This window comes from Anaerospora hongkongensis, from assembly GCF_004339805.1.
Taxonomy (GTDB): Bacteria; Bacillota; Negativicutes; order Sporomusales; family DSM-15969; genus Anaerospora; species Anaerospora hongkongensis.
This window is the reverse complement of the sequence record NZ_SLUI01000009.1, coordinates 167,762-193,868: the sequence shown is the minus strand read 5'-3', so window position 1 is coordinate 193,868 and position 26,107 is coordinate 167,762. Positions and strand designations below refer to the sequence as shown.

The window sequence follows — 26,107 nt, the reverse complement described above, 5'->3', positions numbered from 1 at the left end:
TGCTAAATACGGTTTTTACCCATTCCACTCTCTTACCCAGTACCAAAATACAGCATTTTTTTAAGTTCCCTATATTACTTATTTTTTTAGATTTACAAAATTTAATTGGTGAAAAGGGTGAGCTTTTTAAAAAGCTATATTGGGTCATAGCCTTTCCAACACCCTTTTAGCTTGGTAGCTAGCAGGTGGTAGCACCGCTAATCGGATGCTACATTGTTTACGGCTTTAATAACATACACGTCTTGTGAGTGCCCTTTGACAAGCACCTTTTTCCTGGTTAGCTTGCTCTTTTCATAATTCAGCAGGTTACGGTCTTTCCAAATTTTTAAAATGATGCTCGGATCTTCAAAACCACCCGCTTTGATTATTTCCCGGAACTTATTTGGCAGAATGTAGATTTCATCCCAATTGCGATTTGCATCATGGGTAATCTTGCCCCAATGCTCATTTTGCGGTTTTACCTCACATAAGTCGGTTGAAAAGTTTTTTCCCATCTGAACTACCGTGTTCATAAAATATTCATACGCTTTCGCCCCTAGGTCGCGATTGCCGCCTGCCTCCTTTGCGTGTTTTAGCAAGAACGTCTTTACTCCCTCAATGTTAAAATTAAGACTTAACGCCTGTCCGGCCATTTCCGCTGTCGCTAGTAGAATTCCCATTCTATCCGCGATCCGGCTCGCAAACTGATCAGGCTCCTGCATCCCGTCCAAAAATTGTTGTTTCCATTTCTTCCAGCAGCTCATTACCTCATCAATTCCTTGCTCCAGTAACCACTCTACGAATTTTGGTCCGGCAAAACCATAATGGCTAAGCAGCCCCTCCTTAATTGCATCGGCGTGCTCTGCCGATTTCGTCCATTCAATATTTCCGACTTCCATCAGGCGCATGGGAATGCCGATATTCTGCAGAGTTTTTGCGGTAAGCGCATGTTCGCCGCTGGACAAATACAAGCCCGACCATTGAGCCGCTTTCTCACGCTGACTGTCCTTATTCAGGCGTTCTTTGTCCTGACCGCTTGTTACCATGTAGATTAGCTTACTAAAGTTTGCATCCGTCATGGATGCTTCGTCAAAAGCCAGCGGAATACCATGATTGTTTCTTAAAGCACCTAAGAGTGCATTTAATGTACAGTTCCAGGTTCTGATAAGCCCGCCATCACTGATATGAGGCAATCCAAAGGGAGATACCGCCAGACGAAGTCCAGTCGCTTTTCCCTGGCTGGAGTTTCCGAAAATGTGAACTACCAATACTTCCAGGCCTGTCGCCTTACCGACTAAAGACGCTACCGGAGCCGCAAGCCCTAAAATCAGGGCGAACTCCAAGGGAATATGGCCTAATACCTGCTCTTCAATAATTGCCAGCCACTGATCAAACGATCCCTTTGGCTGAAGCTTGAAATCGCCGTTATAGACCGATTTCTCACCAATAGCCGTAGCGTGCTTAAACACCAGTTTATCTCCCTCAAAGCAAAAGCCGGTTTGATTATGCGTACGCGTAATCGCAATCGTACGTTCTTGAATGTTTAGAAATCTTAATACATCCTTCACATTATGATCGGCAACATCCACGCCATAGGCCATAAGCTGCATTACTTTTGCTCTGGTCAGCATATCTCTAGTGATTTCTTTGCGAGCAATATTTCCCTGGTACTCGTATTCGAGTACCAGGGAAACCTCCTTCGTGTCAACATTCTGCCTAATTTCAACAATTTGGACGGCCCTGCTGATAGAAATCGGGTCACTGCCGGATTTATCCGGTACTTTATATAGGCATTGATTTTTGATAAAATAAGGATGATAAGGATTGAATTTTTGTTTATTAGCTCCTTGCAAACCCTCATTTGCAGGAGCATTTTTCTTTATAAACGGTATTACTTTGTTTTTGCTCATCTTTAGCCACCTATCGATCAATATAATGCCGGTAGATATTTCGTTTTGAATTTTACATACCATTTGCTTGAGATAATGTCACTTAAAGGTAATTACCAATCCTGTACGACCTAATATCGACTTCCCATCTATAGTTTTCTTCACTGTAATCGTCTGCATATTCAACAAGATCCAAAAGAGCCTTAATAACATCCTCCAGATCCTCTTGTAACTCCACAACAAGCGTTTTATATTCCTGCATTGCTTTAATAAACTCCTTAGTGGTTTCAATATCCCGGCCTTCTATTAAAAGAAGCTTCAAATAAGCAGGATGTAAGTCTTTACCTATTTGAGAATTTCTACGCAAGTTTTCTCCATTGTCACCAAAGTCAACAAATTCATTTACAGGTATTGTATTTAGGAACTCTCCCATTCTACTCACCTCCTTTTACTGATTCGGTAAGTAAAACAAACCTTTCACGATAGTCAATCAAGCCACCAATATTTTGCTGAAATTCTTCAAAAGTAAAAAATCCTGCTTCTAGCAACTGTTCGTTGAAATCGATAAAGTTGCCAATCAGCAACCCTAAACTCAAGGCTTCTTCACTAAAATCCTCTAAGCTGTTAAGCAGCCTTTTTATGGCCTCAATATCAAATTCCTTAATAGCTTGGCATTGCTCGATCATTTCATTAAAGCGGGCTTCGTAGTTAATACTCCTTTTCATTGCCATTCCTCCAAATTTTTAAAATTTCGTTAGCTTCCGAACGTCAAACCGGTCGTCGCATGCTTCGCTGCAAACTACTGGCACGCTCACTGTTTTTATTCGGCTCTGTATTCAGTTTTCAAGGAACTAACTTGCCTTGCATCATGATTATGACAAATTCTCGCTAATCGGTAAATTTATTGGTTTGACGGAAAAATTCTAATTGACAAATCAAATTAATTTGATCTAATAAAAAAAAGAGAGACTGGAATTCCAGTCTCTCACTTTCTTTTAAACCGTTTTAGTTTTTATGCTTCTCTTCCCATTGTACTAAGGCATCATTGAGTTCTTGCAGCAATTCAATATGCTCCTGATACTTCTCAGTAGTTCCTAATTGTTTGGCTATATCCGACATTTTCTCTGCAAATTGCTGCATTAACTCGCGTATTTGGATTTGGCTTAAGGCATCAACAATTGATTGCCATTTCTCCTTTAGCTCTTCATCTTGCACATCATCACATAAAGCCAACATGCGATTGCGAAAATCGATTGCCTGTTTATCCAATGCCGAAAAGCTTGTCTTTTTCTTAGTGGAAAACAGTTTTCTTAAATATTCACCGTCCCCCATCTCGAGCAAAAGTCCTTGCAGCAACGGACGTTCTGCTTCATAAAATCAAATTTCTTCTTTCTCATTTTTCAATTCATTATGATCAATACCAAGTCGCTCCATTAGGGTTTTAAACCAACCATATATCGTATTCGCATCATAATGATACTTAGCCGCCATCTCCCGTGTTAATTCCGACAAGTTAAACGTATTTAATTCCATTATTTATTCTTCATCCTCTTCTTCATTTTCGCCGCGAGTTGTATCAACCAATCTTCTAAATCATAAATAATGATAAATGCCTCCTCTTAAATTAACAAGCATCATTAATACTACCATAATCGCGTTTTTCATTCAATTTGATCGAAATAAGAAAAGCAAATCAGCTTTTCTATTTACCTTGTTTAAAACGCAACTTTTTGCTCAAAATCAAGTTTGCCTTTTCTATAAAATTCAAGCAAAACGCTCCTATTGAGTACATTTATTTCATAATATACTCCTAATAAATACCCACATACATGCTCAGGCAATGTAATACCATCAAATGACCAGACATCATCATAACTATCTTTTGTTAATGCAATAAGGCGATTTCTATCTTTATCTTTTTCTTCCTTCTTAGCCGTAGACTTCTTCATCTCAACAGCAAGCAGATTATCTTGTGCTATTATTTGACCTCGACTATGTACTATAAGATCGCAAGTTATAGCTATAACTTTCATATCGTTATCAATGATGGTCTTAATTTTACTATCATTTCTATTGTATTCTACATCAACATGATACTCCCTAAAAGTTGATATATCCAGTTCGTGTCTAAGATACATCATCATCTGAGCACACAAAGACCTTTCCGATAGATTTAGTATAATGGAGTCAACCTCTTTAGATAAAAAAGCTTGATTTACCTTTAAAAATATTTGAATTAAAGTACTAGTCGGACTATCAACAGCATTAATTGTGTTGAATTTTAATTGATTTCTAAGCCATCGAGAATTACGATTATTCTCAATGCATTCAAGAAACAACTTTTTCCTTTTAAATTCATTGCCAATTCTACCTAGTATAGAATAATGAGTCCAAGTCAATTGAGGACAAACTTCTTCAAAGTCTAAAAAGTTTTTGTAAAAATTTTCCATAGACTTTAAGTTAAATTCACCGTAGCCCTCTTTGAACGTACTATTTAATTTAATTGCAAGCCGCTTCAAGATAAGTGCTTTATAAGACGATCCAGCTTGTAATTGATCAAATTTCGTTAGTATTCTACCAACTTCCCAATTGCTTCGAAGAGTTTTGGGGCTTGTTGACAATATCTTAATAATTTCACTATATAGCTTGTCTACAAAACAATCTGTTTCAGTCATACCTTCAATCCTCATTTTTCAAGTATTATGCACATACAAAGTTCTAACAATATTTAATAAATCCTTTAAAAAAAGCCCCGATCCTCGTATTAAGAAGGATTGAGGCCATTTCTCGTCGTTACCAGTGGTAACGCTCTCTTCAACTAATCTTAAACAGCAAATAGTCATTTCCTATTACTTATAAAAATTAGATTATGGTGGAGGCGAGAAAACCGCCTCCAAAAAGCAAAAAACCGCGAATTGTCCGTCACAAAGCCAGACAATTCGCGGTTCTCAAGACTTCCTATATTTGTAAAAAAAGGTGGTTTTGATTGGTGGAGGCGAGGAGAATCGAACTCCTGTCCAAAGGCGTTGCTACATAAGTCTCTCCGAGCGCAGTCAGTGCTTTAGATTTCGCCCCGTTGACGCCCCCTGACAGGCTTCTCTGGCGCTATCTCGATAAAGTTTCCCAGTCGGCCCTCCGAGAATTGGGCTTCAGGTATCCCGCTAAATGACGTCCTATCCCAGGCCACGGGCGAGCGTGGGTAGAACGTTAGCTATGCAGCTAAAGCGTAATCTTCGTTTGCGTTTACAATTTCCCACCGTCTCAACGGGCAGATGGAACCCCGGCTCGCTACCTATGCCACACCCACCCCTGTCGAAACCAGTACGCCCCCATGATTATGGAGCATTTGGCAGTATGACTCTAGTGCACTGTTTAGTATATACTATTACTGTTAAAAAGTCAATATCAACAAAAAGAGGCTCCACTAAGGGAGCCTTTTTTTATGGAACCAATCCTGGGAAGACAAAGGCATACAGCCATACCATCAGTCCCAAGAAAATAACATACGGAATTGTATATTTAATAGTCTTTCGCATAATTAGACCTTCTTTGCCCAATAGCCCTACGGCAGTTGCGGCAATGACGATGCTCTGCGGTGAGATCATTTTGCCCGCCGTGCTGCCGGCATTACCGGCGGCCGCCATGAGGATATCGGATAGGCCAAGCCCCTGAGCGGTTATTTTCTGCAGGTTACCGAACAGGGCGTTTGAGGAAGTATTGCTGCCTGTCAGGAAAACCCCGATTGTGCCGAATACGGGGCTGAGGAAAGGATATACATAGGCATTCACCATACTGACCAGACTCTTGGCCATAACGGCAACCATCGAGGGCAGAGCCGCGCCGGTGGAGCTGACCCATACAGCTGCTTTTGTCTTAGGATCAATAATTGGCAATGCCAGATTCATCACTTCTGATATAGAAAGTATACAGGCCACTGCAATAAAGGAAGGAATCATTTGGGTAAAGGTTTTTCCGAACTGTTCTTTTACCACTGCGAACCGAATCCCCATGAAGCGGAACGCAATCAGCCCGGCGATCAGCATAATGGTTCCGGGACTTTGCAGCCAGGTAAAAGCATAGAGTTTGCCGGGGTTATAGATGTCCGCCCGGATGAGCAGGAACTCGGAGCCTGTCGTCCGTCCGGCGAAAAATGCTTTGGTAGATGGCAGATTGACTGCGATAATCAATACAGCCAGTAAAATATAGGGCAGCCAGGATAAAAACAATTCGCGGAAATTAATTCGCCCAATTCTTGCTTGCTGCCGTTTTTTCTCTCCCGGGAACAACCATACCGGCTCAAGTTTGCGATAGCTAAGATAGCCGGCTACTGCTGTCAGGCAAACAAGGGATGAAAGCACATCCACCAGTGTTGCCCCCAAATAGTTAGCAGTAAAAAACTGCATAACGGAAAAACTCAAGCCGGTTACCACAATTAGCGGAACGACGCCTTTGACTCCGCGTGTGCCTGACATGGCATACACAGTGGCAAATGCCATAATAAAGGCCAGCACCGGCATAATGCGCCCGGTCATTTGCGAAAGTTTCATCCAGTCTAGCTGAGTGGTAAGAGCGAGTGTATCGGTGGGAATGCCAAGCGATCCAAATGGTACCGGACCGGTATTGGCTACCAGACATACCAGAGCGGCCATCATCGGATCATAACCTAAGCCAACCAAGATACTTGCCGGAATGGCCACAGGTGCACCAAAACCGCAGATTCCCTCCAGAAAGGCACTAAAACCAAAGCCAATCAGCAAAGCCTGGGCCCGCCGGTCTGTCGTAAGCGATCCCATTGCCCCCTGCATCTTATTCATCCAGCCCGTTACTTTTAAAACATTATAGACGACTAGGGCGCCAAAAGGAATGTACATAATAGGAAAGATACCGGTTATCGCGCCCTGCAGTGCTGCCAGCAAGGTTACTCCCACAGGAAATTCAAAATAAAAAATTGCAAGTAAGACTGTAACCAGCCAGGCAATAGGAGCTACCTTTACTGCCGGCTTCATGAGCAGCGGCAGCCCGATTAACAAGACAAACAGGGGTAACGAGGCAATCAGCGCATCCAAATTCATCTCCTCCTTCTTTTCTTACATGTATATTGCAGCAATACGGGAATATCCATCAATTCCTAAGAGATTTGTAATTATAGATGGTTGCACCTTTCTTTCTCCCTGCATTTACTATATGATAAAGCTAGCTATTACGGAATTGGGGGAATGGCGTCATGAGTCCTCATCACAAGGGAGCGCTGCTGGCCTTATCATCAGCCGCCGGTTTTGCAACTCTGCCGATTTTTATTAAATTATCTTATTCCGTTGGAGCCAACACGCTGACCATTCTGACGACCCGCTTTATTCTGGCCAGTACCTGTCTGTGGCTAATCCTGTACTGGCGAAATAGCAATGCCTCGGTCGGCAAAAAAACCGGCATTCAATTGGGCCTGCTGGGCGTAGTTGGTTATGGAGCTATGTCTGCTACTTTTGCCGCTTCTATTCAATATCTACCGGCTTCTTTGAGTTCCATGCTGCTCTATCTGTATCCGGCCATCGTCAGCATTCTCGCCATTATAATGGGCGATGACCAGCTCAACTGGCGAAAATTCGTTGCTCTTTTCATCTGTTTTTCCGGCTTGTTTTTAATCCTCGGCGTTTCCTTTACGGGAGTGAGCACGGTAGGAATTATCTGTGGGGTCACTTCAGCAATTATCTATTCGCTGTACATTCTTGCAGGAAACCGGTTAATGAAAACGGTTGATTCCCTCGTTGCCACCACGTATGTATGTACGGCAGCAGCCATTACATTCAGCTTACTATCATTACTCAGCGGTGAGTTCATCTTTACCCTGCCGGCAAGCGGCTGGCTAACGCTATTGGCTATGGCCATATTCTCAACGATCGTCGGCATCCTTGGAATTTTTGCAGCCTTGCCCTATATCGGACCGTCCAATGCTGCGATTATCAGCAGTGCAGAACCGGTTCTGACCATCTTAATGTCCATTTCACTATTAGGCGAAAAAATAACGCCGCCCCAGTTGGGCGGCGGTCTGTTGATTTTATCCGGTATTTTTATTTTACAGCTCTGGGGAGGTACCAAACAGCCACAGCAGGCTGCTGATGTTTCTTAGAAATCTTTTTGTTTATCCCGCATATGGCGGTCAATTTCCCGCTTTGCATCTTTTTCGGCCATGTCATGGCGCTTATCGTAGTTTTTCTTGCCGGTCGTCAAAGCCAGCTCCACTTTCACTTTACCTTTGGAAAAATAGAGTTTAAGTGGCGTTAAGGTATACCCCTTTTCCCGGGTTTGGCCAACCAGCTTATTAATTTCATACCGGTGCATCAGCAGCTTCCGCGTACGCAGCGGTTCATGATTGAAGCGATTGCCCTGCTCATAAGGGCTGATGTGCATGTTATGCAGCATCAGCTCACCGTTATCAATCCGGGCATAACTGTCCTTCAGGTTAGCCTTGCCGGCTCTCAATGACTTTACTTCCGTACCGGTCAAAGCAATGCCTGCTTCAAATGTTTCGTGAATATGATAATCATGCCGCGCCTTACGGTTTTCGGCAGCTATTTTTATGCCTGCAGTTTTTGGCATTGCCTGACACCTCTTTTACTTGTGTATATTCTATGTTACCTCAAAACTTGGAAGCTAGTCAAGTTACAGCACTGCCGGGATATCCTCATCAGGCTGCAGCACCGGAACTTGCACATTTACCGTATCGGGATATTTCAGACCAGCACCGGTATTTAGCATAACCACTTTTTCCCCTGGCTTGATCCAGCCGCTTTGCAGCAGCTTTTTCGTAGCCGTATAGTTGGCTGCTCCTTCCGGGCAGATGAACATTCCTTCTTCACGGGCCAGTTCAGCCAAATCCTGCAGCAGTTCTGCATCTTCAATGGCAATAGCGCAGCCATTAGTCGCATACACCGCTTCCAGTACCAGGAAATCCCCCAGTGCTTTTGGCACAGTAATGCCAAAGGCGACGGTAGAAGCATTGTTCCAGAACTCGGAAGCAGGCTTCTTCTCTTCCCAGGCTTTCACAATAGGAGCGCAGCCTGCTGCCTGTACGGCTACCAAACGAGGCATTTTTTCACCAATCCAGCCAATCGCCTGCAGTTCCCGCAAAGCTTTATAAATCCCGATCAGTCCTACGCCACCGCCAGTTGGATACAAGATAACATCAGGTACCTCCCAGTTCAGCTGCTCGGCTATTTCCAGTCCCATCGTCTTTTTACCCTCAATCCGGTATGGTTCTTTCAGCGTAGAGGCATCCATCCAGCCGTTCTTCGCGACTGCACGGCCAACAATTTTGCCGGCATCACTAATCAATCCATTGACCAGAAACAGTTTAGCCCCAGCGATAGCGCATTCATTGCGGGTAATAGCCGGTGCATCAACAGGCATGACAATATACGCATCAATATCAGCCTTCGCACAGTAGATGCTCCAGGAAGCGCCTGCATTGCCATTGGTCGGCATGGCCAGCGCCGTAACTCCCAGTTCTTTCGCCCGGGAAACGCCGACAGCAGCGCCGCGCGACTTAAAGGTGCCGCTGGGAATAATCCCTTCGTCTTTTACATACAACTCAATACCCAGTTTCTTTCCTAACTTATCTAGTGAAAGCAGTGGTGTCATTCCTTCACCAAGGGTGACCTTATATTGCTCGTCGACTAAAGGCAGCATCTCGCGATAACGCCACAAATCGGGCTTGCGGTGCGGCAATTCTTCTTTCTTGAAATTAGCTTTAATTTTTTCCAAGTCATACCTCACTAGAAGCGGAGCACCACAATCAGGACACAATTGAGTTAACTGATGAGGATTATGCTCGGATTTACATTTTGGACATTCCAGATGAGTCATATACATCGTTATCACTCCATTCACTAAAAACAGAATGCCTGTTTTATTTATTTCTACTATTTCTCCGTTGAACGGCTACTTCCTGTTAGATTTTATATTAATGCTGCTTTGTCCGCTAAAGCAATTGACAAGTATGGAATAAACTGGGTACACTAATACTAGATATTTGCTACCAATCAAGTTACAAGGAGCGATGAATATGATTTCAGTTATTAGTACGTCCAATGCACCTGCTGCAATTGGCCCTTATTCGCAGGCAATCAAGATGGGAAATCTGGTGTACACGTCCGGTCAAATTCCGTTAGATCCGGCAACCGGCCAAGTGGTAACTGGTACGGCTGAAGTTCAAACCCATCAGGTACTGACTAACCTTAAAGCTGTTTTGGAAGCTGCCGGTACCAGTTTTGACAAAGTGATAAAAACAACCGTATTTATTAAAGATATGAATGACTTTGCCGCTATTAATACGGTCTACGGAAGTTACTTTACAGCAACTCCGCCAGCCCGCTCCTGCGTAGAAGTGGCCCGCCTGCCAAAAGATGTCCTAGTAGAAATCGAAGCTGTTGCCTATGTAGAATAAAAACAATCCCCGATTACGCGATCGGGGATTGTTTTTATTCTGCTTGATTGTTAACAACGTTTACGGGTGTACCTGCCAAATACTGTTTTACATTTTCTACAGCTAGATCCATCAAGCGCTGCCGTGATTCTTTCGGTGCCCAGGAAATATGCGGTGTAATAATGCAGTTTTTTGCTGATAGTAAGGGATTATCTGCCTGGATTGGCTCCGCTGATACCACATCTACAGCGGCTCCGGCAACCTTGCCGCTGTTAAGCGCCTCTGCCAGGTCTTTTTCCACGACCAACGGCCCCCTTGATGTATTGATAATCATCACGCCCGGTTTCATCTTGGCGATAGTTGCAGCGTTAATGATTCCTTGGGTGCTTTCAAACAGCGGACAATGCAGATTAATCACATCCGAATAGGCCAAAAGCTCATCCAATTCTACATAGCGCACAGTATCACTTTCTAATTCCGGTAAACGGTGCTGGTCAACAGCCAGCACATTCATCCCCAGTGCCTGAGCAATACGGGCAGAAGCCTGGCCGATCCTGCCGAAGCCGATAATTCCCATCGTCTTTCCTGCTAATTCAACCAATGGATAGTTCCAAAAGCACCAATCGGGACTCTTTCCCCATTCCCCGCGGCTTACAGCCTCATGGTGCGCCCCGACGTGATGACATAGCTCCAGTAATAGGGCAATAGCCATTTGCGCCACCGCATTGGTCCCATAGGCGGGAATATTGGTCACGACAATGCCTTGCTTTGCCGCCGCAGCAATGTCCACTATGTTGTATCCGGTAGCCAGCACACCAATATATTTCAGCTTCGGTAATGCTGCCAGCGCCGCCGCCGGCAGCGGGGTTTTATTGGTAAACAGCAGCTCCGCATCGGCTGAACGTCTGATAATTTCCTCCAGCCCGTCCACACTATAGGCCGTCCGGTCATAGACCGTTAGGGTACACATTTCCCGCAGCTGTTCCCAGCTCAAATCTCCCGGATTTAACGTATAGCCGTCAAGTATCACTGCCTTCATACGCGTTCTCCTTAGCATTTATTCGTCTGTATTGGCAACTATTTCTCCACAGGAAATAAAAAGCCTGCAAAAAATGACCAGCTTTCCCCAATTTTAAAAAACTACACAAAAACAGCAGACGATGCCCACTTTGCAGCGGTCATCGTCTGGTTGCTATTGGAGCGGTACACTCTCTTCGTTTTGTCGTTTCCTTCCTGGCTGAACTGCAGGCTGACTGGACTCAGACCGGCGATGGCTGCCGGCGTAGCGAAGACCGGCAAATTCGGCCAGGTCCTTATCTACCGCTACCAGATCTTCCCGGGTAAGCTCCTTAAAGGAATGTTTTCCCATCGCCTGAACAGCCAGCTTCATTTCGGCCGTACACGATGCCAAAAAGTTTGTTAAGTGATGAGCCGCACTGTCAATATCCAGCTTGTCATTCATTTTTCCTTTGTACAAAGCCAGCTGCGAGGGCGGTGCTTCGGGCATTACTTTAGCTGACTGAGTATGCATAGCAGCCAATAAGGCAATGGAACCAATATACACGGCATCAGCCCCCAAGGCCATTGCCTTTAAAAAATGCCCCGGCGTAGCCAGTCCCCCGGCAACAATCAGGCTGAACTTATCACGCAGCCCGTTATCCGTCAGATAATCCACAGCCCGGACTAAGCCATGCAGCGTTGGCAGCCCCATATCATCCTGCAGCGTAGGCGGCGAGCCTGCGGTGCCCCCTTCCGCTCCGTCAATAACAATATAATCAGCCTGAGTCTTGGCAATTACGGCAAGTTCATATTCGATGTAATCGGTTGCAGCAATTTTAACGCCTACCGGCACGTCAAACTGCGTTTTCATCTTGTTCACCATCGTAATAATATCCTGAGTAGTTTCCTTGCCAGGCATCCGGGAATAAATAGTAGCATCCTGCCCTTTTTCCAAATGCCAGGCTTTTCTCAGGTGTTTGCCAATCGTATCACTTTCAATCGTTTCATCCACTGCTCCGCCCCATGCTCCCTGGCCAAGCTGAATTTCAATGGCATCCAGCTGCCCCAGCTGCTCGGGACCACTCAGCCAGCCGCCGCGATGATACTGGCCAATCAGGTATTTTGCCGCCTGCCGTTCTTCATCAGTCACCGCCGATTCACCAGTATTGGTAGACGTACCGGCAGCTGCGGTTCCTTTAGCCAATGCAATTTTCATTTGCAGGCTCAGTGACCCGCCATAACTCATACCGGTAATCATAATAGGAATATCCAGCCGGAGCGGTTTTTTAGCCCCCGCACCAATAACAGTAGCCGTTTCGACCGATGTATAATCGGTACTGGGCAGCTCAAACAATTGTTTTGGATTAAGATACAGCTTAGTCCATGGTGAAAGCACCACCGGACTGCCTAAAGGACGGGATAGTTCCATGCCGGCTTCAGCCCGCATGGCCGCTTCAATCAGCGCCCGGGGAGACAGCTTTTCCGATACGGTAAGCAGCGCCAGGGGATTATCAGAGTACTCTTCAGTCATCATCTTGATTGTTGTTTCATCAACCATTGGATTCATTAACTTCATTAAAGCCCAGCTTAAAAACATACATACACCTCCGTCTTGCTTAAGTGTAGTATGAGTAGCCGGGCTTTAAAATACACGCCTTATTAATCTTTCTTGGAAGTTTTCGGTCTGGCGCTGGAGGTTTTCTTCTTTTTCGTGCGGCTGCCCTGTTTAGCAGGTTTTGCGGAAGCACTTTTACCGGCGGACTTAACAGCAGCGGTATTTTTGACGGCAGAACGCTTGCTGCCAAGAGACTTACGTGCTGATGGTCTTTTACTACCGGCTGCCTGCACCCCTACATCGGAAACCAGCACAAAATCAATGGTCCGCTCTTCCGGATTCACTTTTGTCAGCAGTACACGGGCCGCATCGCCCAGCCGGAATATCTTGCCGGTCCGCTCGCCGATTAAGGCATACTCCTGCTCAACATAGCGATAATAGTCGTTATCCATACTCGATACATGAACGAGTCCTTCTACGCCATTCGCCAGTTCAACGAACAGACCAAAGGCCGTAACCCCATTGATAACCCCGTCAAATTCTTCACCGACAAACTGCGCCATATATTCGACCTTTTTCAGATCTACTGTTTCTCTTTCCGCTTCAGCTGCCGCCCGCTCCCGTTCGGAAGAGTGCAAGGCAATCTGCGGTAAAAGCTGAGCCAGCTTTTCACGCCGTTTTGCAGAAATATCGCCACTGGTAAAGGTTTCTCGGACTAGGCGATGGACAATGAGATCGGGATAACGCCGGATCGGCGAAGTGAAATGCGTATAGTAGCGGGCAGCCAGGCCAAAATGCCCCCGGTTCTCTGCCTCATAACGAGCCTGTTTTAATGAGCGCAGCATAACCGTACTGACAATCCGCTCTTCCGGGCGTCCGGCAATACGCGAGAGAATCTGCTGCAATGCCATTGGCTGAATTTCATCCACCTTTTGCAGGCGCTGGCCAAAGTTATGCAGCAAATGATTCAGCTTCTGCATTTTTTCCGCATCTGGTTCATCATGAACCCGGAATACGGAAGGAACCCCAATATGATGCATATGCTCGGCAACTGTTTCATTGGCAACCAGCATAAACTCTTCAATGATGGATTCGGCAATAGAGCGAACCCGTTTTACCAGTTCCACCGGCTGACCTTGTTCGTCAAGTTTCACTTTTATTTCCGGGAAATCAAAGTCGATTGCCCCGCGGCGCAGCCGTCTTTCTTTCAAAATGCGACAAAGCCGTTCCATTTGTTCCAAATCAGGTACAAGCTCACTGTACTGGCTGCGCAGTGCCTCGTCATGATCGGCAAGAATCTTTCTGACAATGGTATAGGACAGGCGGGTACGAACATGAATAACACTGGGGAATATTTCGTAGTTTACAACCTGACCTCTGTGATCAATGTCCATATGCGCTGATAAGGCTAAACGGTCTACTCCGGCATTTAGGCTGCAGATCCCATTCGATAAGCGCTGCGGCAGCATCGGCAGTACGCGGTCGACCAGATACACGCTTGTCCCCCGTTCGCGGGCTTCTTTATCAAGCGGCGTATTCTCCCGTACATAGTAGCTGACATCCGCAATATGTACCCCCAAACGGTAACGTCCATTCGGCAGGCGTTCGATGTGTACGGCATCATCCAAATCCTTGGCATCCTCACCGTCAATTGTAACTAACGGCAAATGACGCAGATCGCGGCGGCCGACCAGTTCGTTCTCACTGATTGATTCCGGAATTTTTTCTGCTTCCCGTTCGACATCGGCATCAAAGGAAGTCGGCAGGTTATGGCGGGTAATAATGGAGAGAATTTCAATTCCCGTATCCCCTTTATGCCCTAATACCTGCACAACCTTGCCTTCAGCACTTTTACGCTTCTCCGGCCACTTAGTGATTTCCACTACAACCTTCGAGCCTTTCTTCGCCCCGTTAAACTCACTCTTCGGAATAAAGATATCATGGCCAATACGCAAATCATCGGGAATAACAAAACCAAAATGACGGCTTGATTCAAAAGTCCCCACTACGGTGTTATTCGCTCGTTCAACAATCCGGATGACTTCGCCCTCCCGGCGACGGCCCGTTCCCCCGGAATTGAGCCTGTGCACCCGGGCTACCACCCGGTCATTATGCATGGCACTCATTGTCGCGTCAGGTGCAATGAATACATCGCCCTCAACGCCGATATCATCAATAACAAACCCGAATCCTTTGGAGGTTGCCGCATAGCGGCCAACAACCAGGTTCATCTTTTCCGGAACACCATATTTGCCGTATCGCGTCTTAATAATAAACGCTTTGGCTTCCAACTCATCAAGAACAGTCCAAAATTCAGACAGTTCCTTGCCTTTCAGGGCCATACCTTCCGCCAAATCCTCCGCAGTGATTGGCTTGTAGGCTTCTTCTCGCATAAAGTCCAAAATCCGTTCTTTCAGTACATTCGGTTTATCCATTTTCATCACTCACCTTGCACCAGTACTACTGTTGCTTTGCCGTCCGCTGTGACAGTTCCATCTGCCAGGCGAATTTCTCCGGCTAACTCGTATAGTTTGCCCCGTTCGCGCGTTATCCATCCTACAACAGTAAGCGGCTGTTCAATCGGCGTCGGCTGACGATAGCGTACTTCCAGCCGTGCGGTTACGGCATGAAGTCCTTTCGCATAAATATATCGGGCCATTACTTCATCCAGCACCGTACTGACAAGACCTCCATGAACAATTCCATCATAGCTTTGATGCTCCTGCCCGGCTGTAAATTCAGTCATATATTGTCCGTTCTCTTCACGGAATTGCAACTTTAATCCAATCGGATTTTTAGGTCCGCACACAAAGCACATACTATCGCGGTCTTCCATAGCTCATCCCCCTATCTGTTGTAATTTATTTATTTGGCTAAAAATCGTTTAAGCTGTTCAAATAGTTGTTCCCGCTCTACATCAAGCGTAATAATGTGTCCCGATTTCTCCAGCCAGCATAGCTGCTTATCGCTGCTGGCAATCCTGTTATAAATATAACTGGCACTTTCCGGACGTACCGTATGCTCAATGCGGGAATGAGCGATAAAGGCCGGCATATTCACCAACGGTAACAATTTATCCACATGCTTGATAAAAGCTAATAAGCTTTCCAGACTTTTTAATGGCGTGTGATCATAGCCCACTGAATAGAGGGGGTCAATATCGGCAAAACGCTTGCGTTTCTTAGGCATATAGCTGCGGAACAACCGGTAAATTGGCAGCAATGGCAAGCGACGTTCATACAGATAAATCGGTGCACTCAAGGCTGCAACTTTAACCACCGGATATTCTACCGACAGCTTAAGGGATAATAATCCGCCCATCGACAATCCGATTACGCTGATCTCCTGGCATAATCCCTTTAACAAATGGTAACCGTCTTCGACGGCGCCATACCAATATGGCCAAGTTGTAGAATTCATGTCACGCACATCGGTACCATGGCCGCACAATCGCACGCCAAGCACGGTATAACCCAGGCCATGTAAATATTCGCCAAGCAATTTCATTTCCGCCGGTGATCCGGTAAAGCCGTGGACAAGCAGCACTCCCTGCCCACTACCTGGCAGCAGAAATGGTTCAGCGCCTCTCATAACAGACAATTCTGTTGTCCTCCCGTTAAATAATGGTAATCCTTTATTATTATATCATGTTCCGGAAACGGTATATACTGGCAGTGTCAGAAAATGCAGGAAAACGCAGAATCTATGTATACGATAGTGTTTTCATTATGCTCCGGATGGGCGTAAAAAATGTTACAGCTTAGGTACAAAAAAGGGGACAGTCCCCTTTTTAACGCAAAAAGGCCTACAGGCATAAACCTGCAGGCCTTAACTAAGCGTACTCTAGAAAAAGAGCAGCGGCGCAATGATGAGTGAAATTGTACCGGCAACCTTAATTAGCGGATTCATGGCTGGGCCGGAAGTATCTTTGAAGGGGTCGCCGACGGTATCGCCGATAACGGCAGCAGCATGGGTAGGTGTACCTTTACCGCCAAACTTGCCTGCTTCAATATACTTTTTCGCATTATCCCATGCACCACCGGCATTGGACATGAAGATGGCCAAGAGTACGCCCGAGGCTGTAACACCGGCGAGGAAACCAGCCAGTGCTTTCGCACCAAGCAGGAACCCTACAATCAGCGGCGAGCCAACAGCAAAGGCACCAGGCAGCAGCATTTCACGAATCGCAGCTTTTGTACTGATATCAACGCATTTCGCATAATCTGGACGGCCTGTGCCTTCCATAATGCCGGGAATTTCCCGGAACTGACGGCGAACTTCGCCAATCATTTCAAAAGCGGCTTTACCAACAGCTTCCATGGTAAAGGCGCAAACCAGGAAGGGCAATGTAGCGCCCAGGAAAATGCCGATGATAACACCCGGTTCGGTCAAATTAACAACTAAATGACCGTCAACCAGCAGTCCGGAAAGCTTCGGATTTTTGGCAACTTCTTCGGCAAATGCCGTAAACAGCGCCAGCGCCGTGAGTGCGGCTGAACCGATTGCAAAGCCTTTGGCAATTGCAGCGGTTGTATTGCCTACAGAGTCCAGTTTGTCAGTTGTTTTACGGACTTCAGGACCCAGCTCGGCCATTTCCGCAATGCCACCGGCATTGTCGGCAACAGGACCAAAGGAATCTACTGCTACTACCATACCGGCAGTGCAGAGCATACCCATTGCCGCCATCGCAATACCGTAGATACCGGCCTGAGAAAAAGCCAGCCAGGTAGCGGCACAAAAAACGATCATCGGTAATCCGGTACTGCGCAAGCCATTCGCAATACCAGCAATAATATTAGTTGCAGCACCTGTTTGCGAAGCATCGGCAATGTGTTGGCAAGGCGCTTTATCGTTAGAGGTATAATATTCGGTCAGCATGCCGATCAATACGTTAACAACCAAGCCGGAAATGATAGCGATAAAAATGCCGAAAGCATTTTTGCCATCAAAAACTGCAGTTGCCAACAAATAGGAAAGCACAGCTGTGATTATATTCGTTGCCCATAAACCGCGGTTAAGAGCGGCTTGCGGATCGCCATCTTCAGTAGTACGTACAAAGAACGTGCTGATAATTGAGGCAGCAATTCCCGCTGCACCAATCAACAAGGGGAAAATGGCTCCGGTAACACCGAACAGCGTATTGCCAATCAGCATCGCTGCAATAGCGGTGGCACCATAAGATTCAAACAAGTCGGCACCCATGCCGGCAGTATCTCCGACGTTGTCGCCAACGTTATCGGCAATTACGGCAGGGTTGCGGGGATCATCCTCAGGGATACCGGCTTCTACTTTACCGACCAGGTCGGCACCAACGTCAGCAGCTTTGGTAAAAATACCGCCGCCGATACGGGCAAAAAAAGCAATCGCACTGGCACCAAAGGCAAAGCTGTTAATAACAACGGGGTCGCGGAACAGGATGTACAGCGTGGATACTCCTAAAAGGCCAAGTCCGGCAACAGACATACCCATAACGGCACCGGCCCTGAACGATACTCCTAAAGCCTTGTTCAGGCTATGGCGGGCAGCCTCGGTTGTACGGGCATTCGCCTTAGTAGTTGAAGTCATGCCAATATAACCGGCAATTGCCGAGCAAATGGCACCTACTAAAAAGGAGCTGGCTAATTTATATCCGTCAACAATAAATAAAATCACAAAAATACCGATTGTAAAAGGGATGAGTGTCTTATACTGCCTGTTGAGAAATGCCATAGCACCCTCAAAGATGGCCTGAGACAACTCGCGCATTTTCGCATTACCTGAGTCTTCCTTCAACACACTGGACATAAGATAGGCCGCAAACAAAAGCGCCACAATTCCTGCTAGGGGCGCTAAGTACAATAATTCCATACCTTCTCTTCCTCCTCTACCTGTTGGAGCAATTCAGAACGAAAAAGAACCTCAATGTTATCATTGAGGTTTAATAGGTGCTGAGAACACGACCAAGAATCAAGGTTAGTATGCCAAATACAATACCCAGAATCATGGTAACACGAGCCAGCAACTCGTCAAGGCCTTTTTTCTTACCGCCGAACAGAGTTTCCGCTCCACCGGCAATCGAGCCTGACATACCGGCACTTTTACCTGATTGCAGTACTACGGATGCAATCAAAGCAATTGCCACAACCGCTTCAAGAATCATAAGCGCAGATTTCATTCGTTCCTTACCCCCCTACCCGCTTGTACCCTCCTATTGTAGCATATGGAAAAACACCTTGACAATTGTACCGGGGTAGATTTTTGATCAAATAGACTGTTTATTGTAGTATTACCAGTAATTAGCATCATTAAACGCTCTCTTTTCTCTGCGCCTTATGGATGAGGCCCATTTTACTTACTAGATACCGCCTCTTTTTCATAGTCCAGCCAGGCTTGAGTCAGTACTGGCAGCCGGTCATAAAAAACCGTGCGGCTGCCTTTGCGGACAGCTTCGTTAAAAGCAGGTATCCACTCGAGCAGATGCCTGACAAGAAACTCTTTATGACCTTCTATAAAACCACTGGCTTCCTCCGGACTGGAAGCATTAGCAGCCTGCTGGCACAACCAGCCGGCAAACTCCAGCTCCAGTGCGATATGATCCTCCGGCTCCTGTTGCTGCTTAACAGCCTTCAGGCCATAGGATTGATAAAAGGCACGCACCGCCAGCGTGTGCTCGCCAAACAACAGCCGCTCCTTCGACCGGTAAACTGATTCCCAAGGCGGGGCCAGCAGCGGCCCCGGCCCTACGAACAGCTGGTTATAATCCTCCCTTAGCAGTTCCTGATAAGCACCGATCTCTAAGGTGTGAGCGGCAATGTCAGCTTCCAGTTCGGCTGCCACCGGTAATAAACCGCTTACATCTTCAAACAGACAGGATAACTGCTGCTGTTCGCTGATTGCAGCCAATACCTCCCGATCAGGCTCCTGCCGGTATAAGCAGGCCAATGTACTATATATATATGCTCTCCATTGCCATTCCACCGTTTCTCGTATCCCTCACTTTTTATCAATGTCCCAGCATCGTATGCACGCCAGTAGCATAAAAGAGGTACCGGCTGGCCAACTCACCGGTAATAACGGCGGCAAGCCCCAAGTACAGCCATTTCGCAGCTGCACCACTTCCCTTTACCGTATACTTATCCCAGGCCATGAAAGTAAAACCTATGGCACCGGCAAGCAGCAGCAGCTGACTGGCGGCCAGCAGCCAGATATGCCGGTACAGAAGCCCGGCTGTCGCCTGCATGGAAACGGAGCCAGCTGCAAGCGCAGCGAGGTAAGGCGCCAGGCTAAGCAGCTGCAAGCCTGCCCCGACAGCTCCGGCTGCAAAAGCACGGCTGTAGAGGGCAACGGGGGTATCTGCCTGAACCCGTATAATGACTGCTGAATACGCCAGTGCTCCCAAGGCCGCTGCTGCTCCGAAGAAGGTTACATGCGTATAGGCAGTGCTCCAGGCATAGACCGACGTTTCCTCATAAATAAAGGACATGCTGATAAGCATCAATACTCCAAAAATAGCTGCAGCCTTTCCCAGCAGCGACCGCAGCCGTGCACCTTTATGGACCTGCCAGTACAACAGCAGCGACAATCCGAAAAAGCCACTGGCACACCAGATTTCCCTACTCAGCCAGGACGAACCGACGTGATACAGCGCCCGGTAAGCACCGAAGGGATCACCCAGATGCGTTAATGATACCAGCAGGCTGGCTGCCATTGTCCCTATCGCCCAGCGCAGCACGAGCAAGCCGGTTCTGTGTTCCACCTCCGGTGTAAACTGACTTACGGCAATCATCCCGACGCTAGTCTGAGCAAGCAGCGTAAACAGAACTAAAGACCATTCATCACCCATTCTCTTTCTCTCCTCTCTACCGTTCCATCACAGCATCACGATGGGGAGTTATCACAAAAGAAGGCTTCGTTTTCGGTTCGGGCATCCCCTTAATTTGCCGGACACCCTGGTACTTTCTCTGCAGTTCCTCTACATCGCCGGCCTCCAGCACCCGCATCGGACAGGCGCTGACGCATACCGGCTGCTCGCCTCTATCCAGCAGATATTTACACATATCGCATTTGCCTGTTTTACCTGTTTTCGGGTTATATTGAGGCGCTCCGTAAGGGCAGCTCATGATGCAGTACCGGCAGCCAATACATTTAGTCTGATCAATAAATACAATGCCGTCCTCCGGACGTTTCTGCATGGCTCCGGTGGGACAATTTTTTACACACAGCGGCTCCTGGCAATGATTGCAGCTCATAGAAAGCCAATAGGCATACACATTATTCGTAAAGCCTTTGTCAGTCTTACTGTAACCGCCGCCGGCAAACTCATGAACTTTACGGAAACACTGCCCCACATCAAGATCATTGGTATCTTTACAGGCTATCTGACAGGTAAAACAGCCGATACAGCGGTCCTGTTTGAGATAAAATCCACGTTGGCCCGACATACATTCTTCCCCCTTCAACTATTACGCTTTCACGACCTCTACCAGATTGGTATGCTGCGGATTCCCTTTGGCAAGCGGTGTCGGATGATATTTCGTAATGGTGTTGACATTGCCGCGCCGGTCAATGCCCTGACTATCCGGTGTCCACCAGGCTCCCTGCGGGATAGAAACAACTCCGGGCATAATGCGGGGCGTTACTTTCACCGGCATAACGATCGTTCCCCGGTCATTAAAGATTTTAGCGTACTCCCCGTCTTTCAGCTGCCGGGCTGCCGCATCTTGTGTATTGATCCACATCTGCTGCGGTGCTGCTTCCTCCAGCCAGGGGCTGTTATCAAATGTAGAATGGACGCGCCGTTTATAATGATGGCCAATACACTGGAGCGGATACTCTTTAGTCAAAGCTGCCTCGGGACCTTCCCAGGCTGGGATATATTTGGGTATAGCAGGAATTTCCCGATCATTTTTCATATTCCACAACCGGGGAGAAAACAGCTCAATTTTCCCGGAAGGGGTCTTAAAGGGATTAGCCGCCGGGTCAGCAATCTGCTTCTCATAGGCAATCACCGGCTTAGCAGGTGCAGCCTTATAAATTCCCTGCTCACGAAACTGTTCGAAAGCTGGAAACTTCGCATCCTTTTGCCGGGCAACGTCAACGCATTCCCTCAGCCAGTCCTGCTCATTCTTTCCTTCGGTGAATTGGGCACCGAAACCAAGCCGTTCCGCCAAGCCGCTGGTAACTTGATAAACATTACGGCATTCAAACATCGGTTCAACCAGTTTTTGATGATAGATTGCATAGCCGATGCCCGAGGCAAAGGTGATAATATCTTCCCGTTCGAATTGCGTCACGTCAGGCAGTAAAATATCAGCAAACCTGGCACTTGGTGTCATAAAGACGTCGTGAACAAGAATAAACTCGCATTTTTCTTCGTCCTGCAGGATTTTAGCAGTCCCGTTGCAATCAGAGTGCTGGTTAATCAGCGTATTAGAGGCATAGTTCCAAATCATTTTAATATCGGTGGAAAGTTTTGGCGCACCCAGTACGCCGTCGGCAGGCCCCATTTCTTTCCCCCGGAGAATTGCTTCCGGCCATACATAACAGGATATCGTGGCCTTTACCGGATTAGTTCCGGCCCTCATCCAGCCCATTGGCACACTGTGACCGCCGAGCCGCAGCCCCGGGCCGCCGCCGCTTCTGCCTACATTGCCGGTCATTGCTGCCAGCACAGGCAAGCCCCGAACCGGCTGTTCGCCATAGGCATGGCGCTGCCAGCCGAGCCCCTGCAGCAGACAGCACGGTTTAATCCCGGCTATTTGGCGCGCCAGTCTAACGATCGTCTCGCGGTTCACACCGGTAATGGCCTCAGCCCAGGCTGGTGTTTTTGCAGTATTATCACCACTCTTGCCAAGCAGATAGCTTTTATAGGAATTGCCTGGTGCAATACCGTCAGGCATGTGTTCTTCATCGAAGCCCAAACAGTAGGTGTCCAAAAAATGCTGGTCCTGCAGGTTTTCCGTGACCATAACATACGCCAGAGCATCCAGCAGCGCGTTATCCGTTGTCGGCTTAATCGGTATCCATTCGTCTGCCAGCGCCAGAGCAGTATCGCTATAGCGCGGATCAATAACGATGACCTTTGCGCCTTTTTCTTTCGCCAGTTTGATGTAATGGCCGGTATTGGCCCCTCCCATTCTGGTTTCCATCAGGTTTTCCGCAAAAAGCACAATTAGTTTGGCGTTAACCAGATCATCGGGACTATTGCCTTCTGCCGTTCCATATGTGTAGGGTGTGCTGTAACTAAAGCAGGCTGAACTATAGGTATTGTGATATCCCAGATACCCGCCGAACATATGCAGAAAGCGGGCAAGTGCCCCGCCAAAGGAAGGGATCAGCCAGGATTGACTGATTTGGCCGTACACTCCCGTACCATACAGCAAATGGATGGCTTCATTACCGTACGTTTGTTTAATGCGCTTCATTTGGGCGGCAATGGTATCAAGTGCTTCCTCCCAGCTGATGCGGACAAACTTGCCTTCACCGCGCTTGCCAACCCGCTTCATCGGATACTTGAGGCGGTCAGGATGATACAGCCGCTTGCGCTGGGCCCAGCCCTTCAGGCAAGCCCTGACTTGAGGCAATTCAGCTGTATCCGGATTGTCATCCGTACTTAGCCTGGTTATTACCCCGTCCCTAACATGAGCTTTTAAAAAACAGCGGCCGCCGCAGTTGTGAGTGCAGCTGGTAGGGTAAGTTTTCTCTCCTAATAACGGGCTGTTAGCTTTTACAAAACGATTTGTCGTTACAGGCAGCGCGGTAAGCCCCATCGCCCCTCCGGCTAATGCGCTCATAACGAGAAAGCGCCGCCTGGACAACGGTGCTGACCAAAGTTTATCATACGCCATACGTCCTCCTAATCAGTTAGTTTTTTGCGATCTGGACGAGATTAGTGTGCTGAGGATTGCCAAAAGCCAGCGGAGTCGGATGGTATTTGGTAATGGTATTGGTACAGCCCCGCCGGTCAATGCCGTTCTCATCCGGCGTCCACCAGGCTCCCTGCGGTACTGATACGACACCAGGCATAATCCGGGAGGTAATTTTCACAGGAATTACCATTACGCCGCGGTCATTAAAGACCTTTACCTTATCTCCGGCTTTGAGGCCGCGTTCGGCGGCATCAGCCGGATTCATCCATACCTCCTGGGCACTGGCTTCCTCCAGCCACGGCACATTATCAAAAGTCGAATGAACCCGCCGCTTGTAATGATGGCCAATGCACTGCAGCGGATATTGCCGGGCCAGCGGTGCTTGGGGGCCTTCCCAGGCCGGAATGTATTTCGGTACCGCTGGAATCAGCTCCGGTTTATTCATGGCCCAGAGGCGGGGCGAGAAAATCTCAATTTTCCCGGAAGGAGTAGAGAATTTATATTTATCCGGTTCTTCAATCTGCTTTTGAAAAGCAATGGAGGGTTTATCATATTTCCAGCGGTAAACGCCTTGTTCTTTGAATTCTTCCCAGGTAGGAAAACCAGGATTAGCCTGCCTGGTTTTATCAACCAGGTAGCGCAGCCAGTCCTCTTTACTTTTGCCTTCGGTGAACTTTTCTTTTATGCCCAGTTGTTCAGCTAGTTCACTGATCCAGTCATAACCATTGCGGCACTCAAAGACAGTATCCACTGCTTTGTTCATATACAGCAGATAATCCCCCCAGCCCCAGGGACTGACTATATCGTCCCGTTCCATATAATTATCGGAGGGCAGTAAGATATCAGCAAACTTTGCACTGGCTGTCATGAAATGCTCGCTTACCACAATGCACTCGACCAGGCTTTCATCTGCCAGCAGTTTGGCAGTGCCGTTGCAGTCAGAATGCTGATTGATCAGACAGTTGCCTGCCAGGTTGTAAATCATTTTAATATTCGAAGATAATTTCGGAACACCCCGTACGCCGTCGGCAGCACCCATTTCCTTGCCGCGCTGTATTGCGTCAGGCCAGATAAAGCAGGAAATAGAGGCTTTGCACGGATTTTGAGACGGTATCGAGCCCACAACCTGATCCCGGGCCTTATAGCCGGTTCCCGAAGCCCAGCCGCCTTTAACGCCCACATTGCCCGTCATGGCGGCCAATACCGTTCCTCCCCTGACCACCTGTTCCCCATAGGCGTGGCGCTGCGGTCCGTATCCCTGAATGAGTGCACCCGGCCTGAGCTGCGCATATTCGCGGGCCAGGCGGATAATAGTATCGCGGGGAACGCCGGTAATGGCCTCTGCCCACTCCGGTGTCTTTGCCGTATCGTCACCGCCCTGGCCTAAGACATGACTTTTATAAGACTGACCAGCCGGTATGCCTGGCGGCATATGCTCTTCATCAAAGCCCAGGCAGTATTTATTCAAGAAGGCTTGATCATGGAGATTTTCCGTAATCATTACATAAGCCATGGCATCAAGCAAAGCATTATCGGTTGTCGGCTTAATCGGAATCCACTCATCAGCCAGCGCAATCGCCGTACTGGAGTAAATGGGATCAATAACCACAATCTTGGCACCGGCTTCTTTCGCCAGTTTCAAATAATAAGGCGTATTTGTTCCATGTACCGTTTCTGCCGGATTAAAGCCTAATAAAATAATGAGTTTTGAATTCACCCAGTCTTCCCGGCTGTTGCCGGTAGCCACCGTACCATACGTATAGGGCGTTGCCGCCTGAGTACAGGCGGTACTGTAGGTTCCGTAATAGCTGAGATAACCGCCGTAAAGCCCAAGCAGCCGGCCCATCCAGACCCGTTCGGCAACCTTGCCGGCAATACCGGAGGCATAATGGAGAAAGATTGCCTCCGGACCGTATTGTGCCATAATGCGCCGTGTATGATCGGCTATAGTCGTAATTGCTTCTTCCCAGGTAATGCGGACAAACTTTCCCTCGCCCCGCTTACCAACCCGTTTCATCGGATACTTCAGACGGTCGGTGTGATACAGCCGGTTGCGGTATGACCGGCAGCGCAGACAGCCGCGCAGCTGAGGGACAGCTTCAGAGTCGGTTATCTTATCGTCGGTAGTAATGCGAACAATCACACCATCTTTGACATGCGCCTTAATCTGGCAGCGGCCGCCGCAGTTATGCGACCCGGAGGTAAGAACTACCTTTTCATTTCTTTGCACTGTCGCTCCGGCAGTAACCGGTTCAAAAGAGTTTGCCGCCTCTGCCCAGTGAAGCAGACTGGAACTGCCGGCCACTGCTGCACTCCAGGCCAGAAAACGCCGCCTTGTCAACGAAAATGGCCCCTGATTCTCCTTTTCAGACATCGCCCCATCCCCATCCCTTCCGGTATTCTCCTTGATCGTCTGTTT

General features: G+C 47.6%; 23 protein-coding genes and 1 other RNA gene. 2 read left to right on the top strand and 22 right to left on the bottom strand.

From position 1 onward, the window contains the following. Nucleotides 1–197: 197 nt before the first annotated feature. The 8 genes from EV210_RS14650 to EV210_RS14620 form a co-directional block, all read right to left on the bottom strand. A complete protein-coding gene (locus EV210_RS14650; protein WP_165898921.1) occupies nucleotides 198–1,889 on the bottom strand; it encodes a DUF927 domain-containing protein in 1,692 nt (563 codons plus the stop codon). 82 nt (nucleotides 1,890–1,971) lie between these two features. After that, a complete protein-coding gene (locus EV210_RS14645; RefSeq protein WP_132082003.1) occupies nucleotides 1,972–2,301 on the bottom strand; it encodes a hypothetical protein in 330 nt (109 codons plus the stop codon). A gap of 1 nt (nucleotide 2,302) precedes the next feature. Then, complete coding sequence (locus EV210_RS14640; RefSeq protein ID WP_132082001.1) at nucleotides 2,303–2,593, bottom strand: hypothetical protein; 291 nt, start codon at nucleotides 2,591–2,593, stop codon at nucleotides 2,303–2,305. A gap of 280 nt (nucleotides 2,594–2,873) precedes the next feature. Further along, nucleotides 2,874–3,224 carry a hypothetical protein gene (locus tag EV210_RS14635; protein WP_132081999.1) on the bottom strand — a complete coding sequence of 117 codons (351 nt, stop codon included), beginning with the start codon at nucleotides 3,222–3,224 and terminating at the stop codon, nucleotides 2,874–2,876. Between the two features lie 21 nt (nucleotides 3,225–3,245). After that, complete coding sequence (locus tag EV210_RS22690; RefSeq protein ID WP_165898920.1) at nucleotides 3,246–3,401, bottom strand: hypothetical protein; 156 nt, start codon at nucleotides 3,399–3,401, stop codon at nucleotides 3,246–3,248. 182 nt (nucleotides 3,402–3,583) lie between these two features. Next, entirely contained in the window at nucleotides 3,584–4,543 is a 960-nt protein-coding gene (locus EV210_RS14630; protein ID WP_165898919.1) for a DUF1016 N-terminal domain-containing protein, read from the bottom strand. 312 nt (nucleotides 4,544–4,855) lie between these two features. Next, nucleotides 4,856–5,199, bottom strand: a transfer-messenger RNA (tmRNA) gene (ssrA, locus tag EV210_RS14625). Nucleotides 5,200–5,308: 109 nt separating this feature from the next. After that, nucleotides 5,309–6,934, bottom strand: coding sequence for an L-lactate permease (locus EV210_RS14620; protein WP_165898918.1), 1,626 nt, complete (start codon nucleotides 6,932–6,934; stop codon nucleotides 5,309–5,311). Between the two features lie 158 nt (nucleotides 6,935–7,092). On the opposite strand from EV210_RS14620, the gene EV210_RS14615 reads away from it, so the two are divergent. Next, entirely contained in the window at nucleotides 7,093–7,992 is a 900-nt protein-coding gene (locus EV210_RS14615; protein WP_132081993.1) for a DMT family transporter, read from the top strand. On the opposite strand, the gene smpB is transcribed toward EV210_RS14615, so the two are convergent. Both smpB and EV210_RS14605 read right to left on the bottom strand, forming a co-directional pair. Then, nucleotides 7,989–8,462, bottom strand: coding sequence for an SsrA-binding protein SmpB (smpB, locus tag EV210_RS14610; RefSeq protein ID WP_132081991.1), 474 nt, complete (start codon nucleotides 8,460–8,462; stop codon nucleotides 7,989–7,991). The genes EV210_RS14615 and smpB overlap by 4 nt on opposite strands. A 63-nt stretch (nucleotides 8,463–8,525) precedes the next feature. After that, nucleotides 8,526–9,728: a threonine synthase gene (locus EV210_RS14605; protein ID WP_243650564.1), complete on the bottom strand. Its 1,203-nt coding sequence runs from the start codon at nucleotides 9,726–9,728 to the stop codon at nucleotides 8,526–8,528. A gap of 199 nt (nucleotides 9,729–9,927) precedes the next feature. Between EV210_RS14605 and EV210_RS14600 the strand changes: the two genes are divergently transcribed. Further along, the gene (locus tag EV210_RS14600; RefSeq protein WP_132081987.1) at nucleotides 9,928–10,308 is read left to right on the top strand and encodes a RidA family protein; all 381 of its coding nucleotides are present in this window, start codon (nucleotides 9,928–9,930) and stop codon (nucleotides 10,306–10,308) included. Nucleotides 10,309–10,342: 34 nt separating this feature from the next. On the opposite strand, the gene EV210_RS14595 is transcribed toward EV210_RS14600, so the two are convergent. From EV210_RS14595 to EV210_RS14540, 12 genes are all read right to left on the bottom strand, one after another. Next, on the bottom strand, nucleotides 10,343–11,326 hold the full coding sequence (locus tag EV210_RS14595; protein WP_132081985.1) for a D-2-hydroxyacid dehydrogenase: 984 nt from the start codon (nucleotides 11,324–11,326) through the stop codon (nucleotides 10,343–10,345). A gap of 153 nt (nucleotides 11,327–11,479) precedes the next feature. Further along, nucleotides 11,480–12,883: an FMN-binding glutamate synthase family protein gene (locus EV210_RS14590; protein WP_132081983.1), complete on the bottom strand. Its 1,404-nt coding sequence runs from the start codon at nucleotides 12,881–12,883 to the stop codon at nucleotides 11,480–11,482. Between the two features lie 62 nt (nucleotides 12,884–12,945). Next, entirely contained in the window at nucleotides 12,946–15,276 is a 2,331-nt protein-coding gene (gene rnr / locus EV210_RS14585) for a ribonuclease R (protein WP_132081981.1), read from the bottom strand. A 5-nt stretch (nucleotides 15,277–15,281) separates the two neighbouring features. Further along, on the bottom strand, nucleotides 15,282–15,677 hold the full coding sequence (locus tag EV210_RS14580; RefSeq protein WP_132081979.1) for a PaaI family thioesterase: 396 nt from the start codon (nucleotides 15,675–15,677) through the stop codon (nucleotides 15,282–15,284). A 29-nt stretch (nucleotides 15,678–15,706) separates the two neighbouring features. Further along, on the bottom strand, nucleotides 15,707–16,432 hold the full coding sequence (locus tag EV210_RS14575; protein ID WP_424218046.1) for an alpha/beta hydrolase: 726 nt from the start codon (nucleotides 16,430–16,432) through the stop codon (nucleotides 15,707–15,709). Nucleotides 16,433–16,684: 252 nt separating this feature from the next. Further along, the gene (locus tag EV210_RS14570) at nucleotides 16,685–18,688 is read right to left on the bottom strand and encodes a sodium-translocating pyrophosphatase (protein WP_132081975.1); all 2,004 of its coding nucleotides are present in this window, start codon (nucleotides 18,686–18,688) and stop codon (nucleotides 16,685–16,687) included. A gap of 70 nt (nucleotides 18,689–18,758) precedes the next feature. Continuing rightward, the gene (gene secG / locus EV210_RS14565; protein ID WP_132081973.1) at nucleotides 18,759–18,995 is read right to left on the bottom strand and encodes a preprotein translocase subunit SecG; all 237 of its coding nucleotides are present in this window, start codon (nucleotides 18,993–18,995) and stop codon (nucleotides 18,759–18,761) included. 173 nt (nucleotides 18,996–19,168) lie between these two features. Further along, nucleotides 19,169–19,798 carry a TorD/DmsD family molecular chaperone gene (locus tag EV210_RS14560; protein WP_165898915.1) on the bottom strand — a complete coding sequence of 210 codons (630 nt, stop codon included), beginning with the start codon at nucleotides 19,796–19,798 and terminating at the stop codon, nucleotides 19,169–19,171. Between the two features lie 25 nt (nucleotides 19,799–19,823). Beyond that, nucleotides 19,824–20,663 (bottom strand): dimethyl sulfoxide reductase anchor subunit family protein, encoded by an 840-nt coding sequence (locus EV210_RS14555; RefSeq protein ID WP_132081969.1) that lies wholly within the window; start codon nucleotides 20,661–20,663, stop codon nucleotides 19,824–19,826. A gap of 16 nt (nucleotides 20,664–20,679) precedes the next feature. After that, the gene (locus EV210_RS14550; protein ID WP_132081967.1) at nucleotides 20,680–21,261 is read right to left on the bottom strand and encodes a DMSO/selenate family reductase complex B subunit; all 582 of its coding nucleotides are present in this window, start codon (nucleotides 21,259–21,261) and stop codon (nucleotides 20,680–20,682) included. 21 nt (nucleotides 21,262–21,282) lie between these two features. After that, on the bottom strand, nucleotides 21,283–23,667 hold the full coding sequence (locus EV210_RS14545; protein ID WP_132081965.1) for a DMSO/selenate family reductase complex A subunit: 2,385 nt from the start codon (nucleotides 23,665–23,667) through the stop codon (nucleotides 21,283–21,285). Between the two features lie 16 nt (nucleotides 23,668–23,683). After that, nucleotides 23,684–26,062, bottom strand: coding sequence for a DMSO/selenate family reductase complex A subunit (locus tag EV210_RS14540; RefSeq protein WP_132081963.1), 2,379 nt, complete (start codon nucleotides 26,060–26,062; stop codon nucleotides 23,684–23,686). Between the last annotated feature and the right edge of the window lie 45 nt (nucleotides 26,063–26,107).